The following is a 25,960-nucleotide window of genomic DNA, read 5'->3' as shown; positions in this document are numbered from 1 at the left end:
GAATGCTTTCTCCCATTCACATTGAGGATTATTCGTATGATTTACCCGAAGAAAGGATAGCCAAATATCCTGTAGATCCTCGTGACTCTTCTAAGCTTTTGCTGTTCAAAGACAATGAAATCAGCAAGAGTAAATTCAAGACTATAGGAGACCATCTTCCTGAATCAGCTCATTTGGTGTTTAATAATACGAAAGTTATACCTGCAAGACTATTCTTTCAGAAAGAAACCGGAGCCGTTATTGAGATCTTTTTATTAAACCCAGTTTCGTATGGAGGAGAGATCACACGGAATATGGAAGCTTCAGACTCCACGGTCTGGCATTGCATGATTGGCAATAAAAAAAGATGGAAGGATCATTCTTTAAACTATCAATTACAGATTGATGATCAACTAATCCACGTTACCGCAGAACTGATTGATAGAGAACAGAACCATGTTAGATTAAGCTGGAACGGTAATCTTACTTTCGCCAAAGTGGTAACCGCTTTTGGCAAAATTCCTTTGCCACCTTACCTGAATAGAGATACAGAAGAACGAGACCTGCAGGATTATCAAACAGTCTATTCGGAAAAAGAAGGTGCAGTGGCTGCTCCTACTGCAGGCCTGCATTTCACAGACTCTGTTTTCAATGATCTTCGTAAGAAACATATTGATTTATCTTATATCACACTTCATGTAGGAGCCGGAACTTTCCAACCAGTCAAAGCCGAGAATGCATTGGATCACGACATGCACTCAGAACAGGTGGTTTTCCAAAAGAGCTTTATTGATCATTTGATTACGAACCACGAAACGGTGATTCCAGTAGGCACCACCTCTATGCGTTCTTTAGAGAGCCTGTATTGGTTTGGAGTCAAATTAATAAAAGAAGAAAATCAGGTTTTTCAGATTCCAAAACTTTATCCCTATCAATGGGAAAATGAAAAACTACCTGATCTCACAGAAAGCTTTATGGCTATTGCAAAATATATGGAGGCCTCCAGTTTAGATTTTCTTACTGGTGCTACAGAAATCTTCATTTTCCCAGGATATACCTTCCGTGTTTGTAAGGGAATTATCACAAATTTTCATCAGCCAAAGTCAACCTTATTGATGCTCATTTCAGCACTTATAGGAGACAAATGGAAAGATGTATATGCTTTTGCTATGCAAAATGACTTTAGGTTTTTAAGCTATGGAGATTCCTCACTCCTGCTCCCCTAGCCTATTTGAAGAGCCTCTTACAATCAGCTTATGAGATAAAATAAGCGTATCCTGCATATTCATATTGATCTCACCTTTGATATGATCAATCAAGGTTTTGGCAGCCAACTCACCCATTTCGTATGCTGGGTAATGCACCGTTGTAAGCTTGGGTTCTATAATTCTACTGATAGGATCATTATTAAATCCAACGATAGCAATATCCTCGGGTATTTTGAAACCAGAATGTTTCAAAGCAATCAACAGACTACTTGCATATAAATCGTTACTTACGAAAATCCCATCTGGTTTCTCTTTGGCATTTTTGACCTGTTCTACTATTTCCTCTACATCATCAGGAATAAGCTTCGACTCAAACATCATGTCGTCGTTATAAGATAAACCGGCCTGATTAAGAGCTTTTCTGTAACCGGCAAACCTGTCTTTATAGACATTCCTTTTCATATCTCCGGTTATGTGCCAAATTCTTTTACACCCTTGTTCTATCAAATGGTTGGTAGCTTGTTTTCCTGCCTTTTTATTATCAATAACCACCTTCACTGTTTTAGAATCATCCAGAATTCTATCAAAAAAAAGTACGGGTACGCCTTTGTTGATCAATTGATCAAAATGATCGAGACTTCCGGTTTCTGTGGAGGCTGAAACCATTAATCCATCTACCCGAGAATCAAACATAGTTTTGGCATTTGCCACCTCTTTCTCGTGAGATTCAAGAGATTGTGTAATCAGAAGGTTATAGCCTGCTTGATTTGCTACTTTTTCCATCCCTGACAAAACAGCCGCCATAAATGTAGAGTCTAGTTTCGGAGTAATAACTCCCAGAGTATCAGTAGATTTTTTCCTGAGGTTTTTAGCAAACGTATTTAACTGATAATCAAAAAGCACTGCTGCTTTATGGACCCTTTCTTTTGTTTTCTGATTGATAGCCGGATGATCATTCAATGCCCTACTAACAGTAGAAGGAGACAAGCTCAGGTGCTCTGCCAGGTCATAAATAGTGGTTTCTTTTTTCATCAGGATTTTACAGGTCAAACATTCTCGAATCCAAAATAGCGAAAAAAAATAGCCCTAAACCAATTGCAATCGGTTGAAATAGATAAATATTATTAACTTGCAATCAAGTCTTTTCTTCATCATTAGGTTAGAAAGGCTTTCATAGGTTAGTAATTATTTGAATGATTGGTGGTAATTACCACTGATCATTTTTATTTAACCTAATGAGTAAAACTCTAAACCATAAGTCGTTGATTTTAAAACATATTCCAGTTGACTCTAAACAAGAGACCAAAAAGAGCTTCTCATAAGGTCAAAAAAATACCACAACTAGTGTTTTAAGTCAAAAAATACATAGTTGTAAAACTGTAATATTGTATTTCAATCAACTCTTAAGAAATAACATGAAACATACCATGAGATGGTACGGCCCTAAAGATGGGGTCACTTTGATGGACATTAGACAAGCGGGGTGCTCTGGTGTGGTAACATCCTTACATCAAATCCCTGTAGGTGACATCTGGAAAGTTGAAGATATCAAAGAACGAATCTCTATAGTTGAGAAAGACAATGATAAATTCAGTCCTCTCACATGGGATGTGGTAGAGAGTCTTCCTGTTCATGAAGACATTAAAAAAGGCATACCTTCCCGAGAGCAATACATTGAAAATTATAAGCAGTCATTAAGAAACCTGGCGGAATGTGGAGTAACTACGGTATGTTACAATTTCATGCCCGTACTTGACTGGAGTAGAACCCAGTTAGCACATCAAATGTCAGACGGTTCTTACGCCCTTCGTTTTGTCTATGTTGACTTCATAGCTTTCGATCTTTTTATTCTTAAAAGACCTGGAGCAGAGAAAGACTATGATGCAGACTTAATAGCTCAGGCAGAAGAGCATTTTAAGCAAATGACTGAAGAAGATAAATTAAAGCTCAAAGGTGCGATGCTTCAGGGGCTTCCTGGATCAGATGATGCTTTCGAACTTTCTGCTTTTCAGAAGTTGCTTGATTCCTATAATAACATAGGTGATAAAGAGCTACGCGACAACCTCTATTACTTCATCCAACAGGTAGGGCCAGTGGCCAAAGAAGTGGGTGTTAATATGTGCATTCACCCCGATGATCCTCCAAGACCTTTGATCGGGCTCCCTCGTGTATTTTCTACAGAAAGTGATGTAGAACAGCTGATGGCAGCTTATGACGACCCTGCAAATGGCGTAACATTCTGTACAGGTTCTTTTGGTGTACGAGCAGACAACGACCTCGTAAGCATAATCAAGAGGTTTGGTAACAGAATCCACTTTATTCACTTAAGAACTACCCTTCGTGAAGGTGCACCTTGGGTATTTCATGAGGCCCCGCACATGGCTGGTGATGTTGACTTCTATGATGTCATCAAAGCTCTTTTAGAGGAGGAGAAAGACAGAGAAAAGACTGGCAATAAGGTGAAAAGTATCCCGATGAGGCCAGATCATGGTCATCATTTGTGGTGCGATATGCAAAATAAATATTATCCGGGCTACAGTTTCGTAGGTCGTCTAAAAGGTCTTGCAGAACTGCGAGGAATGGAGATTGCTATAAAGCGACAAATCAACTAAATAAGTATGGTAAGAAAAACTTTAGGATTATTGACGGTGCTGATTCTATGGTCATTTGCTTTAAAAGCAGATGACGGATCTAGGCTTTGGCTCAAATACGATCTACTTGAAAACCAAGCCTACAGAAAGTCAGTGTCAAAAGCTTTCAAAAAGGTAATTCTTACCGACAACTCTGAAACCTCAAAAGTAGCCGCCAATGAGCTGGCATTTGCCCTAAAAGGGTTAACTGGTAAATCTCCGTTAGTCGTTACTGCTTTGCAAAGTGACCTTAGCACCAGCAAAGCTATTGTCCTGAGAATTGGTAGGCCCGATGGAGTAGAAAATGAGGAAGGATTTGAAATCATCTCCAGCAAAAAAGGCACAACCATAACCGCTCCTTCTTCCAAAGGGCTTCTTTACGGTGCATTTGCTTTTATTAGAAAGTTACAAACTCAAAATCCTCTTGAATTCACTTTTACGGATAGCCCAAAGGTCCAAATCAGAATGTTGAATCATTGGGATAATGCGAATGGTACTGTAGAGCGTGGGTATGCCGGTTCTTCGATCTGGAAATGGTTTGAGCTTCCTTATCGCATTGACCCAAGATATATTCAATATGCCAGAGCCAATGCCTCTGTAGGTATTAACGGAGCTAGCATTAATAATGTAAATGCCAGCTCCCGATTCCTGACCACCGAATACCTGGAAAAAATTAAAGCGGTAGCAGATGTAATGAGACCATATGGTATTAAAGTTTACATATCAGTTAACTTCAGGTCTCCCAGAACGCTGGGAGGCCTCGACACATCCGACCCTTTAGATCCGGAAGTACGAGCATGGTGGAAAGCTAAAACAGAAGAAATTCATCGCTTTATCCCGGATTTCGGGGGCTATCTGGTAAAGGCAAATTCTGAAGGAGAGCCTGGCCCACAAGACTACGGACGAACCCATGCCGATGGAGCCAATATGCTTGCAGATGCTCTTAAAGGTTATGAAGGTGTGGTTATCTGGAGAGCCTTTGTTTACAAGGCCGACCCCAATGGCGATCGTTTCAAAGAAGCATACAATCAATTCAAACCCCTGGACGGCACTTTTGACAAAAAGGTTATAGTTCAGGTAAAAAATGGCCCGATTGATTTCATGCCTCGTGAACCGTTTCATCCGATGTTCGGTGCTTTCCCAAAAACACCATTGGCCATGGAGTTTCAGATTACTCAGGAGTATCTGGGGCATTCTACCCATTTTACTTATTTGGGCCCCATGTACGAGGAAACACTTGATACCGATACTTATGCAAACGGACCAGGCAGCACAGTCGGGGAAGTGGTAGATGGATCACTACATAACTACCCTGTTACAGTAATGGCTGGTGTAGCGAACACAGGCTCTGATGCCAATTGGACAGGCCACCCATTTGGTCAGTCTAACTGGTATGCTTTTGGAAGATTGGCTTGGGATCACACTTTAACCGCAGAAGAAATAGCCACAGAATGGACAAAAATGACCCTCTCTCAAGATGACGAGGTGGTCAATAAGGTTTCTGACCTCATGATGAGGTCTCTCCCAACATATGTCAAATATACATACCCGCTAGGTCTTCATCATATGATGGGCGAAGGTCACCATTACGGTCCCCAGCCCTGGCTTGCCAAAAGTGGAAGGCCAGACTGGACTTCTGTTTACTATCATCGAGCGGCTGAAGACGGAATAGGTTTTGACCGAACAGGTAAGATGAGTGATGCACTTGAACTTTACGCCCCGGAGGTTCAGAAAAAATGGAATGACCCGCAAAAGATGGATTTAAACTATTTGATGTGGTTTCATCATTTACCTTGGGATTATAAACTCCCATCGGGCCAAACTGTCTGGAATGAACTTATGACCAGATATTATGAAGGAGTAAAAGAAGTAGAAGAGTTACAGAAAGAGTGGAATTCGCTTGGAGGAAAGATAGACAGAGAGACTTTCGAAAATGTTAAAGGGAGATTAGCCATACAGCAAAAAGAAGCTTTATGGTGGCGTGATGCTTGTTATCTCTATTTCAAAGAGTTTTCTAAACTGCCACTTCCTTCCGGTTTGCAAGAGCCGAACAGAACTCTTGAAGATGTTAAAGATTTAGAAAAAATATATCACTTACGTTAATATCTGGTCATGGGAAATCATGACCAATAATACTCAGAACCTATTACAATGAAAAAATTCTCTTTAGACGGCAAAATCGCATTAGTCACCGGTGGTGGAGCAGGAATAGGCTTAGCTATTACTGAATGTTTTATAGAGGCCGGAGCTGAAGTAATCATAACGGGAAGGCGTCAGGAGGTTCTGGAAGATACAGCCGCCAAACTAGGCTCTAAAGTCCATGTTCGTGTGAATGACATTACTGATCTGGAGAGTCTGCCGAACTTGGTCAAAGACATCGAAGAGAATATTGGTGCTATTGATATTTTAGTAAATAATGCCGGTGTAAACCAGAAAAAGCCTGCACTTGAAACCACAAATGAAGAGTTTGACCGTATCATTCAAACAAACCTTTATGGGGTTTTTGCCCTTACCCGTGAAGTCGGGAAATACATGACCGAGCGTAAACGTGGCTCCATCATTATGATTTCTAGTATGGCGGCCTATTACGGTATTGATCGTGTAGTTTCATATACAGCAGCCAAAAATGGAGTTGAAGGTTTGGTGATGGCGTTCTCCTCAGAGTTTGGAGCTTTTGGAGTCCGAGTCAATGCCATTGCACCAGGTTTTATTGAAACCAATATGATGCTCACCGCAATGAACTCTGACCCTTCACGTAAAATGAAGGCCTATGATAAGATTCATTTGCAACGTTGGGGTCAAATCAAAGACGTCGGCTACGCTGCCGTTTTCCTCGGTTCTGATGCTTCAGAGTATATTACCTCTGTTTCTTTGCCTGTGGATGGGGGGAATAGTAAGGGGTTTTAGAACTCGTTTGAGTAATTATTTCAATACCACCTTTAGTGATAATCTTTAAGAAAATATGGTTTAAAGTATAGCTTGAGGAAGGACTGTTAGGCTTATCTCTATACTCTACAGGTCTCAATTCTTCATAAATATCATTAGTGTGACTTTGTAACTGCCGATTAATGCCGGCATGCTCCCGTGAAAATCGGCCACTCACTTTTAATATTTGGACATCTTCAATAATCGTGTCATTAGAGAAAAAGCGATCTCCAAAACGACCATACATAGGCAGAAAAGCAGAAGCTTTGACCGCATCTGTCAAAAATTTTCTTCTCGAATTCATTTCTTTTCAATAAGGTAGATTTAAAGCTAAGTAATTGATGCTGAATTCATAAAGTCGACTCGACTAAAAAGACGAATTTGGAGTCGTCCTTTAAATTGAATTTTAATAGACCCCAACATTGACTAGGCATTCTATTTGCTCAATGATCCGAAACAACTTATTTACTAATGAAACATCTCTTTCTATCCCTTATCATTCTTATTCCAGTCTTAAGCTTTGGGAATAATCCTTTAGAACTCGATGAATCCGAAATTGATTTATCAAAAGCTGAAAAATTGGAATCCTTGATTCTAAATGAACCTAATTTAGACTATCAGACACTCAAAGAAAGTGCCCCTGAGTTAATGGATAATTTTGTAGATCATACAGAGGATAATTCTGCAGCTTTCTTGGATTCCAGTGACACAATTATCCCTCCTTTCTGGTGGGGATTCTGTCTAGGTATCTGGGGAATTCTCATTGTGCTAATTCTAACAGATAAAAATAAAGTTGCTGTGAAAAAAGCATTTGTTGGCTGCCTTGTAATGGGTATCTCTGTCTTGGCCGTTTATGGCATCATAATACTAATCGGGCTGGCATCTGTTAGCTACTAAACGAAAAGGAGCAGCTTCTCTTTGAAACTGCTCCTTTCTTATTTTTCTGATTTAGGCTTGCCGGAGTTTCCATTTTTTCTGTGCTGTCCTCCACCTGGCCCACGCCTCTTATTACCTTTAAAATTCTTCCGATTATTTCTTCTCTTTTGGCCATTTTTTGGCTTAGAGCCTCCTTTTTTATTAGGCGTATATTCCGGTCCTTTACCTAGTTCCTCCGGAATATCTTTCTTCGGAATATCCTCTCCTATCAAGCTTTCGATTCTGAAAAACTTCCTTTGATCTTTCTGATTGATCAAGGTAATAGCTGTACCCGCTGTGCCAGCTCTGGCTGTTCTTCCTATTCGGTGTATATAATCTTCCGGATCTGGCGGACAATCAAAATTGACAACCAAATCAATGCCTGTTACATCTATACCTCTGGAGATCACGTCTGTACCTACCAAAACACGGACTTTACCAGCTTTAAATTGATTCATTAAAGCTTCACGTGCCGTCTGATCCAGATCTGAACTAAAACCTTTGGCTCCGCACTTATTCTTATTGAGCTCCCGCTCAATATTCTTTACATTCTCTTTTGAAGAAGAAAAAACAATGATGCTCTTAAAATCCTGGTTTGCAACCAAGGAAACCAAAAGAGGCAATTTTTGAGTATCATAAACAACGTATGCTTGCTGATCTATTCCTTTTGCAGGTTTCGAAATCGCAATATTGATTTGATCTGGTTCCTTCAATATTTTCTGAGCCAACTTTCTGATCTCCGGGGCCATGGTAGCCGAGAAAAGTAAGGTTTGCCTCTCAGTAGGCAGCTGAGATGTAATACGAAGTATATCACTCAAAAAGCCCATATCTAGCATTCGGTCCGCCTCGTCTAAAATAAGATGTTGCAGCTTGCTGAAGTCTACCGTTTTTGAGTTCATCAAAGCTATCAAACGACCCGGAGTAGCGATCACAATGTCTGCCCCGGCCTCTAAAGCACGCTTTTGAGTAATGAATGCATCGCCATCACCACCTCCATACACAGGGATAGAACTAACACCAGTAAAGTAAGACAATCCTTCTACCTGCTGGTCTATTTGAATTGCCAGCTCCCTGGTAGGAGCAATAACCAGGGTATTTAGGTGTCTGTCCTTTTCGTCCATGTTGACAATCTTATGCAAAACAGGAAGCAGAAAGGCAGCCGTTTTACCAGTACCGGTTTGAGCACAGGCAATCAGGTCTTTGTTTTCAAGAATTTTAGGCAAAGCCAACTCCTGAATAGGAGTGGCATTTTCAAAACCTATGGCATCCAGACCTTCAAGCAGTTTATCGTCAAGTTGTAATTCTTTGAATGTCAAATTGTTGGGTATTAAGGGGCTCTTAAAAATTCAAATATAAGAATAAAAGATCAGGCCTTTCTCGGTCTATGACTTTACCAAATAATCACTTTCATAAACATTGGTCTCTCCTCCTTGATTCAATGCATAATTAAAGCCTTTCAAAATGGCAAAAGCTCCATGATGACCTTCCTTATTAATAGCTAAAAAACCCACTTGAGACTCTTCAAAGTTTTTGACCTTTGCCGCAATTCTTTTTACGCCTTCCTCACAAGCCTCTTGTGGACTCAAGCCTTGACGCATCAATTCTACAATTAGGAATGAACCGCAGGTTTTGAGTACTAACTCACCTACGCCTGTGGCTACAGCACCTCCCACTTCATCGTCCACATACATTCCTGCTCCTATCACCGGAGAATCACCCACTCTACCGTGAAGCTTAAAGGCCATTCCGCTTGTAGTACATGCCCCAGCAATTTTCTTGTCTTTATCAATGGCCATGATTCCAATAGTGTCGTGCCTTTCAATATTGGCCTTTGGTTTATACTCAGCAGTTTTAAGCCACTCCTGATAAGCCTTATCCGCCTCTTCAGTTAAAAGGTTTTCAACCTCAAAACCCTGCTCTACGGCAAATTTCTTGGCTCCTTCTCCGGCTAACATCACATGAGGAGTTTCCTCCATTACTTTCCTTGCTACAGAAATCGGGTGTTTTATTCCCTGGACAAATGACACCGAACCCGCATTCAATTCCCAATCCATTATACAGGCATCTAAAGTAACCTTGCCATCTCTGTCTGGTCGTCCACCATATCCCACACTCATATCTTTCGGGTCTGCCTCAGGCACTTTGGCACCTGCCTCCACAGCATCTAAGGCTGTTTTCCCATTTTCTATTTCTTTCATAGCGGCGTCTACAGCTTCCTTATTTGGTCCCCAGGTAGCAATAGAGACGGGAAGAATCGGCTTCGACTGTGCATTTTGTACGTGTTTTTCTTCACAAGACAATAAACTCAAGGCCGCGAAGGCAGAACCTGCTTTAATAAACTCTCTTCTGTTTTTCATAGATTAGTTGATTTGACATCCCTGAAACGACATCGAAATCATGCCTTCCTGAGACTCATGTAAATAGACTTTTTCAGTTAATTTGTTTTCAATAATAGCATTTATCAGGCTCTCTTTAGAAAAGCCCTCAATTTTACGGATCAAATGATCCAAAATAAAATATTCTTTAGGGTCAAACACCGAGAAGTCGGACGTTTCACACTCCTTTTCATTTAATGGTAATTCTAATGCCGGCTGACTAACACAGCCTAAGTTTTCACAATTGGCATAGACTATATCTTCTTCTTTATAGATGAATCTCAATGAACTCTTAGCTGATAGCTGATTCAGAAGGTCATGATCAGCATACCAGGCAATTTGACCATTGCTGCAACTACCTGTTAATTCAACCACTTCTCCTTTCATATATGATTCAACTGGATGAATCAATTGAGGTTTACTCACCAATTGACCTAACTCAAATTCTAAAGTATCTCCAAATGGCAGAAAATCCTCATTCCCGTAATTAAATACAAGAAGTTCCAAATTCCCTGATATTCCGGTTAGCTGAATAGAATCACCTTTTATTTGAGCTAGTTCCGAAGTATTGACGGAAAAAAACACGGGTAAATCTTTAGCGATAACGGTTGGTAATGGGTGCCAATGACAATCAGAAGGTACTTCCCAATCCTCAAGAGTGACAAATTGTTCCGTTTGAGAATTCTGCGGACTGATAATATTAATTTGCCTACCTAAGTAAGGCTTAGATTGAGCAAAGTATTGATCACTCAATGATCGATTCCAGAAGATTCCAACAAAGACAAAGCCTTCAGAAGTAAAATGAGTACCATCAGATCTTAATGTTGAATTTGCATACCCTTCTAAAACATCTGTATCAGGCCCTTGATATATCTCTTGATCTTCATCGATGAGTAATTGCTGGCCATTACGTGTTTGCTCTCTTAAATAATCTGGATTCGGATCAAAACCGGTAAGCGTATCTGCTCCGGCTTTGTTCCAGGAAGTCAAAGAAACCACCCAATTGAACTCAGGAAAATGTAGGGTATCACGCATCTTATCTACCATAAACTGGATTTGAGTCTGATAGACCTCAGCCTCCGGGTGATAACTATCTACTCTGGAGTTAGACTCCCCTTGTAACCACAAAACCCCTCTCATTCCCAAATCAAATGTGAACTTATGGAGCAACAAATCGACATAGAAATAGGGAGGTTCATTATATATTGCCGACTGATACCAATCACCACTTGACGTACCACCAGCAGCAGCATTGAAGAATAAAACAGGCACACCCAATCGGTTTACAAGAGAGTCTCCAAGCACTCCTACAAATGAGGTACCGGGTGGACTTGGCCAAAGCCACTTCTTGTATTCTGTAGTATTGATTGAAAAGAAGTTTGGTCTCCCATTTCTCCCCCCATCAAATAAAGCCCCTACTACTCTTTCATCTTTTGGTGAAGGGCCTTCTCGCTGTGCATTGGATTGCCCGGCAACCAGAAACACCTCTCCTACTCCTACATGAGAGACTTCTTGTTTGTAAGCTTGGCCTCCTGAATAAAAAGTAAAACTAAACCTGTACCATCCGCCAGCGAGAGCTATTGAGGTAAAAACCTTTTGATTGGAAATACTGCTGGTCAAATCATATTCATGAGACCAGTCGCTTTGGCGATCAAAAACGGCTAAAGAAATGGAATCTACCTGTTGAAGGTTCTCAAGTTTGACCTTTACAAAACCGATGTTTTCATTATTTCTCTGATAAACAGATTTGTATTCGGGCAATGTTACACGAAAATCCTGAGCCTTCCCTGAGTTGATCAGCAAAGCTGTCAAGAGACATATGGTCAGAATTCTTAGCATCTGATAAAGATGCTTAAAAAACGAAAACCCAAAAAGCTAAATGATTGAAACTCACTAATTATTTAAACAAGACAAGCAGAAAGTCTTATTTTTGCGGCTTATTTTTAATAAGAATCTAAAACTACAATGGCAAAGAAAATTCAGTCGGCACTTATTTCTGTATTCTACAAAGATGGCTTAGATAAAATAGCTAAGCTTTTACATGAAAATGATGTGCAGATTTACTCAACAGGCGGTACCCAAAAGTTTATTGAAGATTTGGGGATACCGGTTACGGCCGTTGAAGACCTTACATCTTATCCTTCTATTTTTGGTGGAAGAGTTAAAACCTTGCACCCAAAAGTGTTTGGAGGCATTCTTCACAGAAGAGAAAATGACGACGATGTAAAAACTGCTGCGGAGTTTGAAATCCCAGCGATAGATCTGGTCATTGTAGACCTATATCCCTTTGAAGAAACCGTAGCTTCAGGAGCTTCTGAAGACGATATCATTGAAAAGATAGATATTGGTGGAATAGCACTCATCAGAGGTGCAGCTAAAAATTATCAGGATGTTTTGATAGTCTCTAACCGTAGCCAATACGATGAAGTGTACGATATCCTAAAGGAAAAAGGCTGTGGAACAGAACTGGAAGATCGTAAGAAGTTTGCAATGAAGGCTTTTGGAGTAAGTTCTCATTACGACTCCGCCATTCATGGATATTTCTCTGGTGCAGAAGATGCGGGTAACTTCAGAGCTGGCGAATCCAGAAGTTTAAGGTACGGCGAAAACCCTCACCAATCTGCCAAATTTTATGGAGATCTGGATGCCATGTTTGACCAGATTCATGGTAAAGAGCTTTCTTATAATAACCTGGTAGATACAGATGCGGCTGTTAGACTAATTGACGAATTTCAAGATCTCACTTTTGTGATCATGAAGCATAATAATGCATGTGGAGTGGCTTCTGCTGCTACAGCACATGAAGCCTACAAAAATGCCTTGGCTTGTGATCCTGTTTCTGCCTTTGGCGGTGTGATTATCACCAATACCACTGTAGACAAAGCTACTGCAAACGAGATGCATTCTCTTTTCTTTGAAATTTTGATTGCACCTGCTTTTGATCAGGATGCCCTTGATATCTTAACGAAGAAAAAAGACCGTCGTTTATTGATCAGAAAAGATGTAAAAACGTCTGATAAGCAATTCAGAACTCTTTTAAATGGTGTGCTGGAGCAAGACAAAGACTTAAGCGTAGAAGGTGGGGAAGATTTCAAAGAAGTAACTGACAAAAAGCCTTCTGCATCTGAAGTGAAAGCTTTGGAGTTTGCCTTGAAAATCTGTAAGCACTTAAAATCAAATAACGTGGTATTGGCCAAAGAAGGGCAATTACTGGCTTGTGGTGTTGGTCAAACATCACGAGTAGACGCCCTGAAGCAAGCCATTGACAAAGCCAAAGAATTTGGATTTGACCTTAACGGTGCTGTTATGGCCTCTGAAGCTTTCTTCCCGTTCCCGGACTGTGTAGAGATAGGTCATAATGCAGGCATTACAGCCGTGGTTCAGCCGGGCGGGTCTATCAGAGATCAGCTGAGTATAGACTACTGTAATGAAAACGGTGTAGCCATGGTAATGACGGGTGTTCGTCACTTCTTACATTAAAATCTCTTCAAAAGGCTCGGTTTCATAACATCCGGGCCTTTTTCTTTATATTCTACCTTTAAAATTCACCCCTATGAAAGTACAATTTTACGGAGCCGCCAGAAGAGTAACCGGAAGTAAACATTTATTGACCTCAGAAAAAGGGACAAAGGTTTTACTGGACTGTGGTCTCTTTCAGGGCATTGGCACCACTGAGCTAAACTTATCTTTTGCCTTCAACCCTAAAGAAGTGGATTTTGTAATCCTTTCTCATGCTCATATTGATCATACGGGCCTACTGCCGCGATTGGTAAGAGAGGGCTTCAACGGCAAAGTTTATTGTACTCCGGCCACTAAAAGTCTTTGTGAAATAATGCTGATGGATTCGGCGAGAATTCAGGAGAATGACGTAAAAAGAATCAATAAAAGAAGGAAAAGACAAGGACGTGAATTACTTGAAGTTCTTTATGAGGAGGCTGATGCTCAAAAGGCCATTGACCTTATGGAAACCGTAGGTTATCACAGCAAATTTGAGATAGAAGAAGGACTTAAATTTAGCTTTTACGAAACCGGGCATATCCTCGGTAGTGCAGGTATATTTATAGAGTACACAGAAAACGAGCATACCAAATCCATTTTCTTTACTGGCGATATTGGCAGGCCAAACGATAAAATTCTGAGAGCACCAGAAGCTTTTCCACAGTCCGACTATATCATTTGTGAGTCTACATATGGAGACCGCCTTCACACACCATCTGAGGATATGAAGGCTAAGCTTTTGGAAGTGGTAAAGCATACCTGTGTGGAGAAAGGTGGAAAGCTGATTATTCCGGCCTTTAGTGTAGATAGAACACAGGAGCTCATTTATGCCTTAGACATCTTAGAAAGCGAAGGCAAGTTGCCAAAAATCCCTGTTTACATTGACAGTCCTTTGTCTGTAAAAGCCACATTGGTGATGCGTAAGCATGAAGAGGAGTTTAATCCAGACATCCTTGATTATATCAAAAGAGACGGTGATGCTTTCGGTTTTGAAACATTGCATTATATCACCAAAGTTGATGATTCTAAAGCCCTTAATTTCTACGACAAGCCTTGTGTGATCATTTCATCTTCTGGTATGGCAGAGGCTGGTAGAATTAAACACCACATCAAAAACAACTGTGAGGACGCCAAAAACACAATTATGATTGTAGGTTATTGTTCACCTAGTTCTTTGGGCTATCAGATTAAGATCAAGGCCCCTAAACTTAGAATTTTTGGTGATGAACTAGACCTCAATGCCGGAGTTGAAATCATGGATTCTTTTTCTGCTCATGGAGATTATGAAGAAATGATGGATTACCTGAAATGCCAGGACGCCTCCAAGGTGAAAAAAGTATTCCTTGTTCATGGTGAACTAGACACTCAAAGGGCTTTTGCAGATAGACTGAAAAGTATCGGCTTTAATTCTGTAGAAATACCTCAGCACAAAGAAGGCTTTGTGATTTAAAACCAGCAAAAACCTATCTTGCATATTACTAGCAAGTTATACTATATTTACCTCGGAAAGAATACTAGGTAGCTCCAACACAACCCGAATTATAGGGGCCAACCAGCATTTCTATCGAATGTATCTTGTTTACCTGAATTGAAACTAAATCAACCCATGAAACCCCTTAAACTACTCCTTGCCATAGCTTTTGCATTCATTATTTCTTGTTCTAAGGAAGATATTGAAAATGAAACCCCTGCTGGTAGTGGAAAGCTCCAGTTTACCAATCTTGTTCTCACCATTGATGGTACAGATTTCAGCAGTGATGCCGCCGGTGATTTTGCGAGAAGGTTAACTTCTAAAATACCTTATGAATCTAAAAACAGCACTGCTACTATTAAGACTTTTGAAGTATCTGGAGCATCATCTTCAGATTTCAGTACAGGAGATAGTTTTCAGATTGACGTTGAATCCGAAGCCTATGAAAACGGTCTGAAATTCAATGTGACAGATGCTAAAAGTGGTGTGGTTCGCACATTTTCTATTTACTATGAAGTTGAATTCCCAGAGTTTCAGGTGACGCCGGTACCTGTCACCCCACTCGTAACTAAGGCTCCGAAAACAGTAATGGTTACTTTTGAAAATAGAATGAATACCGACGAGTATTACGACCCTAATTTTGATACCAACGATAGGGGGCCTTGGCACTACTGGGCTGGGATTAATAACGCTAACAGTATTGTAACAGGTGCCGATGGCTATAAAGAAACGCAATGGCACCATACACCCCTGATAGACGTGTATGACGGAGGCGACCCCGCTTATCTGGAGTATGCCGCTCTTATGATGAAACTGAGCGGAATAAACGTGGTGCAACTTATGGCTCCTATTGTTTCTAGCGATTATGGTTATGAGCCTACTCATTTTTTAGGGGATACTTTCTTGGCCAAGGAGATGTTTAAAAAGGTGGGGCTCAAGTATTTCATTAGTCAACGAGAAAATGGACTGGATTTTGGGTTTGATCCTTTCCCAGAGGAGGTGCAAAAAGAAAGAAACGAGGCTTTGTATAATGTATATGAAACGAACTTTTTTTCTGATGAAAACTACTTTAAAGAAGATGGACTCCCTTATTTGTTTTACGAAGGCCTGCACGAGAATGTATATAAGGAAATATATTTCGAGAGCTTCAAAGACAAAGCGAAGTTTATGATAAATGGCCAAATAATATTTCCTGACAATACTCCGGAAATAGTATTTGATAATGGCTCGGCTATAACTTATGACCCATCAGGCTACTTTAATGATGAGCTAGATTTCTCCTTATCAGAATCTCTTAAAAGGGATAATTGTAAGCCGAACCTGAAATGTTCTAGCATTATTCGTCCTTCAAAAATGCACTATTTAAAAAACCTCGGAGATGATGGCTTTGTTCCTTTTAATGAAGGCGAATGGTTTCAGAAGTCATTGGACTTATCTAACCAACTCAATAGTGACTTCTACTTCATTGATACGTGGAATGACTATCGCTCTGGTAATTCGATTGAACCAACAGTAGCCAATGGCTATAAAGCTCTTGAGATGGTTCAGCAATTTACCGGCTCTCCTTATTCTGTTTCCGAATTAGAACTCGTGCATGAAATGTATGTTAAGCGGAAGGCCTTTGCAAAAGACACCTATGCCCAGGGCAAATTAGATCAGGTTTTTGAATACCTTAATGGATCTAAATTCAATGAGGCAGAAAGTTTACTTGCTACTATAGAGTAGTCAATAATTCTATCAACTTCCGTCTCTTAACTGTCTCAAAGCATGGTTTGAGAAAACAAACTCATCCAGCTCTTTGATATGGGTTTTCATGATAGATTGGCTATCTCCTTCCCAGATTTTTTTGCCCTGGTATAAAAACATGATATACTCTCCAATGCTCAGTACAGAGTTCATGTCATGCGTGATCACCACTGTGGTAATTTGATACTCATCGGTTATTTCTTTGATAAGTTCATCAATCTTAATAGCCGTTAATGGGTCCAGACCAGAGTTTGGTTCATCACAGAAAAGGTATTTCGGGTTCATGACTATTGCTCTGGCAATACCCACCCTTTTTTTCATTCCACCAGAGATTTCTGATGGCATACGATTACCCGTACCATCTAGGCCTACTCTATGTAAACAAAAATCAACACGCTCTCTTTTCTCTGCCTCAGACATTTCGGTAAGCATGTCAAGCGGAAAACGGACGTTTTGTTCAACAGTCTTGCTATCAAAAAGAGCCCCTCCCTGGAAGAGAACGCCCATCTCACGACGAATATCCTTCTTCTCCTCTTCTGCCTGTACTAAAAACCTACGGCCGTCATATAACACCTGTCCTTCTTCCGGCTTAATGAGGTCCAGCATGCATTTGAGGAGAACGCTCTTACCGGTACCCGATGCACCAATTACCAGGCTCGTTTTTCCTTTTTCAAAGGTGCCGGTTATATCATGTAGTACCTGACGTCCCTTAAATGATTTGGATATATTCTTAATCTCTATCAATGGTAAATCAGGTTAGAAGTTCTGCTAATAAATAATCGGCAATAAGTATGGCGATACAACTATTCGTAACCGCTGCGGTACTTGACTGACCTACCTCTAATGCCCCTCCTCTGGTATAAAATCCTTTATATGAAGATATGGTGGCTATCAAAAAACCAAACACAAAGGCCTTCACTATAGCAATAATGATATTATAAGGAACAAATGAAAAGCGAATACCATAAATGTATTCTTCCGGAGTCAGGATACCGGTTAAAGTACCCGCCAGATAACCTCCTCCTATTCCTAAAAAATCAGATAATATAGCCAGTAAAGGAAACGTAACAACTGCAGCCAAAAGCTTTGGCAAAACCAGATAAGAGGCGGAGTTTATACCCATTACCTCCAGTGCGTCTATCTGCTCTGTAATTCGCATGGTACCTAACTCACCGGCAATATTAGACCCAACCTTACCCGCCAAAACCACACACATGAATGTTGAGGAAAGCTCCAGCAAAACCATATCCCTTACCACATTACTAACGATATAATTCGGAATGAAAGGGCTTACTAAGTTGGCATAGATCTGCACACATGTCACCGCACCGATAAATACAGCTACAATGGCAACTATAAATACCGAGTTGGTACCAATTTTTACGCATTCATCGATAAAGCGTTCCCAGTAAACTTTGAAGGTCTCACGTCTAACAAAAAGACTTCCGAGAAAGAGGAAAAATTTTCCGGCTATTGATAGCATAAAGCATCATTTTAAGGCTTTCACAAAGGTAACAAATAGATCGATGTAGCATAGCTAGATTAAAAACGATCCATTGATTTCATGTAGTTTTGTACAAAAACCAAACCATGTCAGAACCTCAAGGTTAAGAGAGCATCAGTTCCTGAAAAAGAATTCAATGAATTACAAGACTAATTCATTTGTTAGCTTTGACATAGTACAAAAAATTACAATTGATGAGTAAAATAGCTGTAGTTACCGGAGCCACAAAAGGAATTGGCAGAGCCATTGCCCTCAAATTTGCCAGCGAAGGATTTGACCTTATTTTAACCTCCAGAACTGAACTTGCCCTAAAAGAGCTCAAAGAAGAGATTGAAACGTCATTTCAAACGCAATGTCACATTATTGCCTGTGATCTCAGTCAAAAAAGTGAGGTGAATAAGTTCACGACTTTTATTGCGAAGCAAAGCAAAACCATAGATGTACTCGTCAATAATACAGGCACCTTTGTTCAAGGAGCTTTAATGACCGAAGATGATGGAGCTTTAGAACACCAGATGAATACCAACCTTTATTCAGCTTATTATACCACTCGCGGGTTAATCGGTGAGTTAAAGGCTGCAGAAAGAGCACATATTTTCAATATTTGCTCCATTGCCAGTCTTCAGGCCTACCCAGGATCTGGCTCTTACAGCATCACAAAGTTTGCATTACTGGGTTTCAGCAAATCGCTAAGAGAAGAGCTTAAGCCAGATGGCATAAAGGTAACCTCTCTGATGCCAGGTGCCACTTATACCAGTAGTTGGGAAGGCGTAGATTTACCAGAAAGCAGATTTATGAGTTCTGAAGACGTTGCAGATACAGTTTGGGCTGCATATTCGCTTTCCCCTTCTGCTTTGATTGAAGAAATAGTGATGCGTCCTTTGGAGGGTGATATCTAAACGATACAATAAACATCTGCCTTACAGAGTTAAAAGTTTTCATAATTTTGCCGCCTGAATAAAGAACTAAAAAAGAGATCAAGAATAAATGGAAGCATTACAAGAAGTAGCTCACATTGCAGGAAGACCTGGTTTATTTAAAATTGTTAAGCCAGGCAGAGCCGGGGTGATTGTAGAATCAATGGATGGCAATAAGAAGCGTGAAATTGTAAGCGTAAACGCCAAAGTCTCTGTATTGAAAGATATCTCAATCTACAGTGAAGAGTTTAACAAATCCACCCCACTTGCAGAGATTTTTATGACCATGCGTGAAAAGCATGGCGAAAAAATCGACTTTGATACTAAATCTGCCTCAAAGGAAGAATTCTTTGATTTTTTCGCTCAAATCATGGAAGATTTTGACAGAGAAAGAGTGTATTCCTCAGATATCAAAAAACTAATTCAGTGGTATAACCTGCTTTCCGCAGATATGCCTGAGCTTTTTGAAGCTTCTGATGAAGACAATAAAGAAGAAGAGTAAGCTTATTCTGTTTCTTCAGAAAGTAATTTGAGAAGTATACCGTTGGTCCAGCCGAAGCCATCTTGAACGGGGTATTCACCTCCACCGGCCAGTAAGCTAAGATCACAAACGTTATACTTCTCAACCATTTTACCAGTGTTCTGATACACCCGAAGGCAATTATTCACCCAATTCGCCTTTATTTGGTTTGCCAATTGGTAATAACCATATTTTCTCAAACCCTCTATTGCCAGCCATTGTAAAGGAGCCCACCCATTGGGAGAATCCCATTGCTGACCAGTTTCATCTAAAGTACTTACCAAACCACCCGGCTTTAAAAAGACGTGTCTGATCAGGTGGGCTACCGATTCCGCCTGTTCTTCTGAGGCCATTTCAAAAACCAATGGAAATACCGCTGCTAATGATAAATGCGGTGATTTCTCTTGAGCCACAAAATCATAATCCACAAAGAAGCCAGACTCATTATCCCAGAAATACTCATTGAACACCGCAAGCCTTTTCTCTTTCAGTGCTTTATAACTATCGGCGTATTGATCTTTACCTGCCAGTCTACATGTTTTTTCAAGCACGTCCTCCATGTGATAAAGGAGAGCATTTAAATCGACTGGCAATATTTCTGTAGTATGAATAGTCTCCATATGGATCCCATCTTTGAGCCATCTGCTGGTATAATCCCAGCCAGACTCTGCACCTGACCTCAAATCACGATAAACCTGTTCTTTATTTCTACCACTAAGCTCAGCTGTATGTATGTCTTCTTTATAGGCCTCAGGTCTAGGTGTAGCACTTTCGTCAAAATACCTGTTCAGAACATTATCCTCATCAACGAACACAACCTTCTTATAGGCCGCTTCTCCTGCGTTTCTGCTTTCATTTTGATTGGAGGCTTCTTCTTTGGTGGTAGCAGACATCCAATATTGATATTCTTTCTGCATTTGTGGTAGAAACTCTACCAATATCTGCTCATCATTTTTTACATCAGCAAGTAGTTCTACCATCATGGCAAAAAACGGAGGCTGTGACCTACTTAAATAATAGCTTCTATTACCATTTGGGATATGCCCAAAATCCTGAATAAGCTGAGCAAAATTCACCACCATATTCTCAATGAGAGCATCCTCCCCTGCTACCTGTAAGCCCAGCATGGTAAAATAACTATCCCAATAATAAATCTCACCAAAACGCCCTCCCGGAACTATATAAGGTTTACGTAAAGGAATTAGCGTTCCTCCATCATCTTCAGGCTCACGTGTAAGTACCGGCCATAACTTATTGATATGCTCATCGGCTCTGAGAGATAAGTCAGACTTATACCCCGATTCATTGACTTTTGGCACCTCAAAGTGCTGCTCCACAAACTCAGCCAACACAAAAGCTGAATCTTTTTTGAGCTCAGTGTAACGTAGAAGAATCTCCTCCGGACTATACTTAGGTACACAGTCTACGAAAGTTTTGGAGTCAGAAAACACTCCTCCTAGCTGTATATCTTCAAAAAGTACGGGGTACATTTCTTCTGGTGATTTAAATTCTTTCTTTTTAACCGGGCTTCCGCAAGAAAATGCAATTGCAGAAAAAAGGATAATTATCCCTGTTATTTTGAGCCTCATCATGATATTCTGAAACGGCAAATAAGTTCTATACAATTATCAAACCGCCAATTTATGAAGAGAATTCAAAACTTTGTAATTTGACGCACTTTATACATAGCATCTCTCAATGTTAAGAACCATCGGCTTTATTTTCTTCCTTTTTTATACGCTTGCGGGCATTGCTCAGGATGATTGTCTACTCACCAAACATACGTCTATAGTGAATGGAAGGCAAGACTTAGAACAACGAAATACTTACGATGAAAATGGTCTGCTCATCTCTGAAAAAAGGTTTCATTTGACCCATTATGGAGAAGCTTACTCTAACGAGAAAGTCTTCACGTATACCAAAAAAGGTCAGCCGCTCTCGGTTACCGAATTGCATAATGGATCATTCCGTTTACGAAGAGATTATATCTATGACCTCGCAGGTAATCTAATCTCTGAGTCTGAATCAAGGGATTCTACAGATTTTACCAAGAAGTTTAATGCCAAAGCGATCCAACTGAATGGAGAGAGTGAAAAACTATTTTTTGAACCTGATGGAAGTGTTTCCGGGAAAGAAATCAGAAAAGAAACATCAGAGGGAAAACCACTACTTTTTGAAATCGTAAATGCCGAAGGGAAGGTGAATCATTCTTCTTCCTATGCGTACAATCCAAACGGTGACATAAGCATTTTGATAAGAGATGACAGAGCTGGAAACATGCTTGAGAAAACATTCTACACCTACGACCCGAATGCACTCTTAATGCGTGATAGCACTACTTTAAACGGACAACCTATAGCAAAAACCCTTTACGAATATGACGGTCAAAATGTGACCAAACGTACAAGATTGGGTCGAAATAATAAACTGGAATACATCATCAATTACAGTTATGATGCCTCTGGAAATAACATAAAAGAAGTTTTTGTCTATAACGGAGAAGATCTCACCACTATCGAGAGGACTTTTGATCTATTCGGAAATAAGACAGAAGAAAATCACTTTAATAAAGAAGGTGTAGCCGTACGCCAGCTAAGCTGGGAGTACAGTTGCCCGAACTAAATATCTATGGAAATCGCAGAAAAAATTGACTTCGTGGCGGAAATTAATCGCCTCAAGAAGGAGAAGAATGCCGTAATTCTTGCTCATTATTATCAGACCGCAGACATTCAAGACGTCGCTGATTATATCGGTGATAGTCTCGGTCTCTCTCAGCAGGCAGCTAAAACAGAGGCTGATATGATCGTTTTTGCGGGGGTGAAATTTATGGCAGAAACAGCCAAGATTTTGTCGCCAAGCAAAAAAGTAGTTCTACCTGATATCAATGCCGGATGTTCACTGGAAGAGTCTGCTCCTGCCGATAAATTTGCAGCATTCAAGGCTCAGCATCCTGAAGCTGTTGTTATCTCATATGTCAATTGCTCTGCAGAATTAAAAACACTGACAGATATCGTTTGTACAAGTACAAATGCTGTGAAAATAGTAGAGAGTGTACCAAAGGATAAGAAAATCATTTTTGCCCCTGACAAAAACCTGGGAGACTATCTCAACAGAAAGACAGGCAGAGATATGATTTTATGGGATGGGGCCTGTATGGTGCATGAGACTTTTTCAGCCACACTGATAAAAGAATTGCAGGAAAAGCATCCTGAAGCAGAAATTATCGCTCACCCTGAAAGTGAAAAACCTGTATTGGACATTGCCAGTTATATCGGCTCTACAACCGGTCTTTTGAAATACACGATGAGCAGCCCTTCAAAGGAATTTATTGTTGGAACCGAATCAGGAATACTTCACCAGATGAAGAAGGCCTCTCCGGATAAGAAATTTCATGTGGCACCTTCGATTAAAAATGGACAAGCATGCCAGGCATGTAGAGACTGCCCGCACATGAAACTGAATACTATGGAGAAGCTTTATAATTGTTTGAAAGACGAGACTCCGGAAATCATCTTGCCGGAAGACGTCATTAAAGCAGCCAAAGCACCGATCGATAAAATGCTGGAGATTTCAGCCAAATTCGGTTTGTAATGTATTTATGAGTAGCAAAGAGAAGATATTCACCTATACGGGATTTGCCTTGTTCCTATTGGCAATGGCTTATTTTCTCTTTGCTTTTTCTTCTCTTGACGGAAAAATACCTGTTCATTTCAATGCCGCTGGCGAACCCGACCGCTTTGGTAGTAAGACAGAAGCCATCATCGCGTTCGTAGTATTTGGCATAGTTATGATTGTACTACAGGCTGTAAAAAATATGGACCCGCAGTACATGAATATGCCAGTCAAAAAAACTGAAGAAAACCTATCAAGACTTCACACCATTTCTAAAGAGCTACTTTCGTTTATTATTCTATGGTCAGGAGTATTGAGTATCTACCTTTCCTACGAAATGGTACAGATAGCCAAAGGACTGACTTCAGCTACCAATCAAACCATCTTCTGGGGCTTAATCCTATCCTTGTTTTTAGGCATCATCTACTATTTCCTTACGCTTAGAAAGAACCAATAAAGCTTTTTACGCGAATATTTTTTTATTCCATTCAAACAGAATAACTATACATTGTGTTTAGTTAATGAGATAAAGGAGAAAGATCTTGAGTAATAAGAAAGTCAATAACAGCAAATTCGCCATAAGGTTACCAATCATCATTGCCATAACCTTGGCCGCAGGTATACAAATCGGAGCTAAGTTTTTTGGAAGTAAATCTGTAGTGGGTGATGTAGTCAAATCCTCAAGTAAGTTCAAGGAAATTTTGACCTACATAGATAGAAGCTATGTAGATGAGGTAGACACTGACTCCTTGGCAGAATACGGTATCGCCAAAATGCTGGAAAAGCTTGACCCGCATACGGCTTATTTACCAGCAAAAGAAGCTGAATTAGCTATGTCTGAGTTGCAAAACGGCTTTGACGGCATAGGAGTGGAATTCAATATTTATAATGATACCGTTTATGTGGTAACTCCACTTTCGGGTGGACCATCAGAAGAGGTTGGTATTCAGAGCGGTGATGCTATCATATCTGCTAATGAAACAGAACTCACGGGCGAAAAGCTAAATACACGACTAATTTTCAATACGCTAAGAGGCCCCAAAGGCACTAAGGTAGATATGAAAATCAAAAGGAAAGGCTATGCCGAATTACTTGATTTTACTGTTTACAGAGATAAAATACCTACATACTCAGTAGATGCTGCTTACCTCATGGAAGACAAGCAGACAGGTTTTATCAAAATCACCAGATTCTCAGAAACTACCTATTCTGAGTTTATGCAAGGCCTGAAAGAACTGAAAGAGCAAGGCATGAAACGTCTGATTTTAGACTTAAGAGGCAACCCTGGTGGCTATCTGGAAAGAGCTGTCAATATTGCTGATGAGTTCATAGCTGGTGATGGAGTTCTCGTTTATACCGATGGCAAAGATGACAGAAATGACCGTAAGATATATGCACGTCATAAAGGAGAGTTTGAAGAAGGTGCATTAGTGGTGCTTATTGATGAAGGTTCTGCCTCGGCATCAGAAATTGTTTCCGGTGCGTTACAAGATTATGACCGTGCCCTCATAGTCGGTAGAAGGTCATTTGGCAAAGGCTTGGTTCAGGCTCCCATAGCCCTATCTGATGGCTCAGAATTGAGATTAACGATCTCAAGATACTATATCCCCAGTGGAAGAAGTATCCAGAAACCTTATGTCAATGGCGATCTGGAAGACTATTATGGCGAATTAATGGAGCGTGGCGACCACGGCGAATACTTCAATAAGGACAGTATACAGACCAATACAGACAAAGCTTATAAGACTACGGGTGGTAGAACAGTATACGGCGGTGGTGGTATTACACCTGACATCTTTATAAGCCGAGATACATCACATATCAGTCGCTATCTGATGGAACTTTACAGCAAAAACATCATTCGTGAGTATGCTACCACCTATGCAAATGATCACAAGAAGCAATTAGAAAAACTGAGTATTGACCAATACGTAAAAACCTTTGCAGTTGATAACAGCATGCTTTCTCAAATCAAAAAGAATGCTTCAGCATTATCTATTGACTATTCAGAGGCTGAGTTCAATAAATCGAAAAGCTTTATTCAGCGACAAGTGAAAGCGTTAATTGCCAGAGCCATATGGAAAGACAGAGCTGGCTTAAGCAATTCTTTCTATAAGGTGGTAAATAAAGATGACGAGGCGGTTAAAGAAGCATTAGAACACTTTTCTGATGCTCAGAAACTAGGAAAATAACTATTTGCGAGAAAAGTTATAGGCTACGCCCAATCTGGAGCGGAACAAGCCACTCTCGAAGTCTGAGGCCACGAAAGGGGTTAGCTCAAATGCAAACTGTATTTGCGGGTATTTTTCTATTGGTGCTGACCTTACGCCAATGTTCAGGAAATAACCTTCCATAAAGCGATTATCGGCAAGAGCAGCAAGAGCATTAAAACGCACTCCACCACCCAGATAATATCTACCTTTTGGATTGGCATTTAAGTTTACAGCCGGAGCTACTTCTGTAGCAAGAGAGGAGAAAAAAGAGTTCATTTGAAATCGCCCATCAAGCCAAACTGATGCATCAGGATTGGTAGATACTGAGAGAACAGAATTAAATGGATAGTACGCTACACTCTGAGAATTTGCCTTGAAAGCAATCAAAGTCAGACCAAGAAATAATAGTAATGGGTTTCGAGCTTTCATGCCCGCAAGTTAGGAAAG

General features: G+C 40.3%; 23 protein-coding genes. 14 read left to right on the top strand and 9 right to left on the bottom strand.

Features of this window, described 5'->3' with window-relative positions; translation table 11 throughout:
• Window positions 1–2 precede the first annotated feature (2 nt).
• On the top strand, window positions 3–1,205 hold the full coding sequence (locus tag ACUXV0_RS13345; RefSeq protein ID WP_446190059.1) for an S-adenosylmethionine:tRNA ribosyltransferase-isomerase: 1,203 nt from the start codon (window positions 3–5) through the stop codon (window positions 1,203–1,205).
• Here ACUXV0_RS13345 and ACUXV0_RS13340 read toward each other — a convergent pair.
• Window positions 1,188–2,219, bottom strand: a complete 1,032-nt coding sequence (locus ACUXV0_RS13340) for a LacI family DNA-binding transcriptional regulator (RefSeq protein WP_446190058.1) — start codon at window positions 2,217–2,219, stop codon at window positions 1,188–1,190. The two genes, ACUXV0_RS13345 and ACUXV0_RS13340, sit on opposite strands and share 18 nt — an antisense overlap.
• A 383-nt stretch (window positions 2,220–2,602) precedes the next feature.
• Here ACUXV0_RS13340 and uxuA point away from each other — a divergent pair, with 383 nt between their 5' ends.
• Genes uxuA through ACUXV0_RS13325 form a run of 3 tightly spaced genes read left to right on the top strand, consistent with a single transcriptional unit; the run spans window position 2,603 to window position 6,724 of the window.
• Window positions 2,603–3,799 (top strand): mannonate dehydratase, encoded by a 1,197-nt coding sequence (uxuA, locus tag ACUXV0_RS13335; RefSeq protein WP_446190057.1) that lies wholly within the window; start codon window positions 2,603–2,605, stop codon window positions 3,797–3,799.
• Between the two features lie 6 nt (window positions 3,800–3,805).
• Window positions 3,806–5,920 carry an alpha-glucuronidase family glycosyl hydrolase gene (locus ACUXV0_RS13330; protein ID WP_446190056.1) on the top strand — a complete coding sequence of 705 codons (2,115 nt, stop codon included), beginning with the start codon at window positions 3,806–3,808 and terminating at the stop codon, window positions 5,918–5,920.
• Between the two features lie 48 nt (window positions 5,921–5,968).
• Window positions 5,969–6,724: an SDR family NAD(P)-dependent oxidoreductase gene (locus ACUXV0_RS13325; RefSeq protein ID WP_446190055.1), complete on the top strand. Its 756-nt coding sequence runs from the start codon at window positions 5,969–5,971 to the stop codon at window positions 6,722–6,724.
• Here ACUXV0_RS13325 and ACUXV0_RS13320 read toward each other — a convergent pair.
• Window positions 6,675–7,046, bottom strand: a complete 372-nt coding sequence (locus ACUXV0_RS13320; RefSeq protein ID WP_446190054.1) for a hypothetical protein — start codon at window positions 7,044–7,046, stop codon at window positions 6,675–6,677. The genes ACUXV0_RS13325 and ACUXV0_RS13320 overlap by 50 nt on opposite strands.
• Window positions 7,047–7,213: 167 nt before the next feature.
• On the opposite strand from ACUXV0_RS13320, the gene ACUXV0_RS13315 reads away from it, so the two are divergent.
• A complete protein-coding gene (locus ACUXV0_RS13315; protein ID WP_446190053.1) occupies window positions 7,214–7,639 on the top strand; it encodes a hypothetical protein in 426 nt (141 codons plus the stop codon).
• Between the two features lie 38 nt (window positions 7,640–7,677).
• Here ACUXV0_RS13315 and ACUXV0_RS13310 read toward each other — a convergent pair whose 3' ends face one another.
• The 3 genes from ACUXV0_RS13310 to ACUXV0_RS13300 all read right to left on the bottom strand — a co-directional run bounded on the left by ACUXV0_RS13310 (window position 7,678) and on the right by ACUXV0_RS13300 (window position 11,871).
• Window positions 7,678–8,973 carry a DEAD/DEAH box helicase gene (locus ACUXV0_RS13310; RefSeq protein WP_446190052.1) on the bottom strand — a complete coding sequence of 432 codons (1,296 nt, stop codon included), beginning with the start codon at window positions 8,971–8,973 and terminating at the stop codon, window positions 7,678–7,680.
• 66 nt (window positions 8,974–9,039) lie between these two features.
• Complete coding sequence (locus ACUXV0_RS13305; protein ID WP_446190051.1) at window positions 9,040–10,014, bottom strand: N(4)-(beta-N-acetylglucosaminyl)-L-asparaginase; 975 nt, start codon at window positions 10,012–10,014, stop codon at window positions 9,040–9,042.
• A 3-nt stretch (window positions 10,015–10,017) separates the two neighbouring features.
• The gene (locus tag ACUXV0_RS13300) at window positions 10,018–11,871 is read right to left on the bottom strand and encodes a sialate O-acetylesterase (protein ID WP_446190050.1); all 1,854 of its coding nucleotides are present in this window, start codon (window positions 11,869–11,871) and stop codon (window positions 10,018–10,020) included.
• Between the two features lie 126 nt (window positions 11,872–11,997).
• Here ACUXV0_RS13300 and purH point away from each other — a divergent pair, with 126 nt between their 5' ends.
• The 3 genes from purH (at window position 11,998) to ACUXV0_RS13285 (ending at window position 16,726) form a co-directional block, all read left to right on the top strand.
• Window positions 11,998–13,512 carry a bifunctional phosphoribosylaminoimidazolecarboxamide formyltransferase/IMP cyclohydrolase gene (purH, locus tag ACUXV0_RS13295; RefSeq protein WP_446190049.1) on the top strand — a complete coding sequence of 505 codons (1,515 nt, stop codon included), beginning with the start codon at window positions 11,998–12,000 and terminating at the stop codon, window positions 13,510–13,512.
• A gap of 73 nt (window positions 13,513–13,585) precedes the next feature.
• Window positions 13,586–14,980, top strand: a complete 1,395-nt coding sequence (locus tag ACUXV0_RS13290) for an MBL fold metallo-hydrolase RNA specificity domain-containing protein (RefSeq protein ID WP_446190048.1) — start codon at window positions 13,586–13,588, stop codon at window positions 14,978–14,980.
• Window positions 14,981–15,136: 156 nt separating this feature from the next.
• The gene (locus ACUXV0_RS13285; protein WP_446190047.1) at window positions 15,137–16,726 is read left to right on the top strand and encodes a hypothetical protein; all 1,590 of its coding nucleotides are present in this window, start codon (window positions 15,137–15,139) and stop codon (window positions 16,724–16,726) included.
• 12 nt (window positions 16,727–16,738) lie between these two features.
• On the opposite strand, the gene ACUXV0_RS13280 is transcribed toward ACUXV0_RS13285, so the two are convergent.
• Window positions 16,739–17,491 (bottom strand): ABC transporter ATP-binding protein, encoded by a 753-nt coding sequence (locus tag ACUXV0_RS13280; protein WP_446190046.1) that lies wholly within the window; start codon window positions 17,489–17,491, stop codon window positions 16,739–16,741.
• A 7-nt stretch (window positions 17,492–17,498) separates the two neighbouring features.
• The gene (locus ACUXV0_RS13275) at window positions 17,499–18,230 is read right to left on the bottom strand and encodes an MlaE family ABC transporter permease (RefSeq protein WP_446190045.1); all 732 of its coding nucleotides are present in this window, start codon (window positions 18,228–18,230) and stop codon (window positions 17,499–17,501) included.
• 215 nt (window positions 18,231–18,445) lie between these two features.
• Between ACUXV0_RS13275 and ACUXV0_RS13270 the strand changes: the two genes are divergently transcribed.
• Both ACUXV0_RS13270 and ACUXV0_RS13265 read left to right on the top strand, forming a co-directional pair.
• Window positions 18,446–19,150 carry an SDR family oxidoreductase gene (locus tag ACUXV0_RS13270; RefSeq protein ID WP_446190044.1) on the top strand — a complete coding sequence of 235 codons (705 nt, stop codon included), beginning with the start codon at window positions 18,446–18,448 and terminating at the stop codon, window positions 19,148–19,150.
• Window positions 19,151–19,238: 88 nt separating this feature from the next.
• On the top strand, window positions 19,239–19,670 hold the full coding sequence (locus tag ACUXV0_RS13265) for a DUF5606 family protein (protein WP_446190043.1): 432 nt from the start codon (window positions 19,239–19,241) through the stop codon (window positions 19,668–19,670).
• 2 nt (window positions 19,671–19,672) lie between these two features.
• Here ACUXV0_RS13265 and treF read toward each other — a convergent pair whose 3' ends face one another.
• On the bottom strand, window positions 19,673–21,277 hold the full coding sequence (gene treF / locus ACUXV0_RS13260) for an alpha,alpha-trehalase TreF (RefSeq protein WP_446192814.1): 1,605 nt from the start codon (window positions 21,275–21,277) through the stop codon (window positions 19,673–19,675).
• A 109-nt stretch (window positions 21,278–21,386) separates the two neighbouring features.
• Here treF and ACUXV0_RS13255 point away from each other — a divergent pair, with 109 nt between their 5' ends.
• From ACUXV0_RS13255 to ACUXV0_RS13240, 4 genes are all read left to right on the top strand, one after another.
• Window positions 21,387–22,310, top strand: a complete 924-nt coding sequence (locus ACUXV0_RS13255; protein WP_446190042.1) for a hypothetical protein — start codon at window positions 21,387–21,389, stop codon at window positions 22,308–22,310.
• A gap of 6 nt (window positions 22,311–22,316) precedes the next feature.
• On the top strand, window positions 22,317–23,279 hold the full coding sequence (nadA, locus tag ACUXV0_RS13250) for a quinolinate synthase NadA (protein ID WP_446190041.1): 963 nt from the start codon (window positions 22,317–22,319) through the stop codon (window positions 23,277–23,279).
• A 7-nt stretch (window positions 23,280–23,286) separates the two neighbouring features.
• The gene (locus ACUXV0_RS13245; RefSeq protein ID WP_446190040.1) at window positions 23,287–23,757 is read left to right on the top strand and encodes a DUF1648 domain-containing protein; all 471 of its coding nucleotides are present in this window, start codon (window positions 23,287–23,289) and stop codon (window positions 23,755–23,757) included.
• An 85-nt stretch (window positions 23,758–23,842) separates the two neighbouring features.
• A complete protein-coding gene (locus tag ACUXV0_RS13240; protein WP_446190039.1) occupies window positions 23,843–25,492 on the top strand; it encodes a S41 family peptidase in 1,650 nt (549 codons plus the stop codon).
• On the opposite strand, the gene ACUXV0_RS13235 is transcribed toward ACUXV0_RS13240, so the two are convergent.
• On the bottom strand, window positions 25,493–25,942 hold the full coding sequence (locus ACUXV0_RS13235) for a hypothetical protein (RefSeq protein ID WP_446190038.1): 450 nt from the start codon (window positions 25,940–25,942) through the stop codon (window positions 25,493–25,495). It lies immediately after the preceding gene.
• Window positions 25,943–25,960: the final 18 nt, after the last annotated feature.

Source organism: Jiulongibacter sp. NS-SX5 (genome assembly GCF_052828545.1).
The sequence above is the reverse complement of the archived record's forward strand: the minus strand, read 5'-3'. Positions and strand labels throughout refer to the sequence as shown.